We start from the raw sequence: 1,261 nt of genomic DNA, 5'->3' as shown, positions 1-1,261 counted from the left end.
TTGATAATGATTGCGTCAAGCATTTTTTTAGTTTGTTTTATAGATATAGATATAGAGATTTTCCCAGTAGGTACTCAGCAATAGTGACTGATAACCATAATTTTTGGGCTGCTCAATGTTGCTTCTATTATATCTTCAAGTAAATGTTCCATTCTTTAGAGTTTTCTTGTTCTCAGCTTCCTCAACTCATAAAAATTTTGAAGCTATTCATAATGAACTTTGCTTTTCACAGTTCCTACTAAAGTATAAAATCTATCTTGTAGCAAAGATGATGTGATTATTTTTACTTTGGTTTTAATGACAACATTTTTAATATTACGTCTTTGAAGTAGTCATACGGTTATATCTTAAAGTTATTTTTTTTACTTTTTACTTAAATAATATTTCTATTGATCGGCATTAGTTTTTGATAATTTACTGTACTACTACTCTTAATTAAATTCATAATTGTTTAAGATAGTTTTATATAAGAATATATTTTGTAATGAAAAGGCCAATCGGAAATTACTATATCCCTAGTTCGGCTTATGTCCATATACCTTTTTGCCGACGGCGGTGCTATTACTGTGATTTTCCGATTTCTGTAGTGGGCGATAATAAAAGAGGTGATAATTTTTCTCCTATTCAAGAATATGTGGAGGTAATTTGTGAGGAAATAAACATTACAAAATCTTTTGACCGACCCCTAGAAACTATTTTCTTTGGCGGTGGTACACCCTCTCTTTTGTCAGTTAGTCAATTGAACCGGATTCTAGACGCCCTAGAACAAAAATTTAGAATTGTGGCCAATGCTGAAATCTCTATAGAAATGGACCCAGGAACTTTTGACTTAGAACAGGTACGAGGATATAAATTCCTAGGGATAAATCGAGTTAGTTTAGGGGTACAAGCATTTCAAGATGAGTTATTAAACGTTTGTGGGAGAACCCACAATGTCTCGGATATTTACAAAGCAGTAGACATATTACATCAAGCAGGAATTGTTAATTTCAGCATAGATTTAATTTCGGGACTGCCACATCAAACTCTAGAACAATGGCAAACTTCTTTAGAAGCAGGAATTGCTATTTCCCCAACTCATATATCTAGTTACGACCTCGTAGTAGAAGCTGTAACAGCTTTTGGACGTTATTATCAACCTGGTAATCCTCCTTTACCTACAGATGAAACAGCTGCTCAAATGTATCGAATGGCACAGCAGTTAATATCAATTTCAGGATATGAACATTATGAGATATCTAATTACGCCAAGCCAAATTAA

At 33.1% G+C, this 1,261-nt stretch carries 1 pseudogene; it reads left to right on the top strand.

Features of this window, described 5'->3' with window-relative positions:
- Positions 1–484 precede the first annotated feature (484 nt).
- Positions 485–1,255: pseudogene (gene hemW / locus F6K13_RS33800) on the top strand (radical SAM family heme chaperone HemW); the annotation flags it as partial.
- Between the last annotated feature and the right edge of the window lie 6 nt (positions 1,256–1,261).

It is taken from the genome of Okeania sp. SIO2B9 (assembly GCF_010672505.1).
GTDB lineage: Bacteria > Cyanobacteriota > Cyanobacteriia > Cyanobacteriales > Microcoleaceae > Okeania > Okeania hirsuta.
The sequence above is the reverse complement of the archived record's forward strand: the minus strand, read 5'-3'. Positions and strand labels throughout refer to the sequence as shown.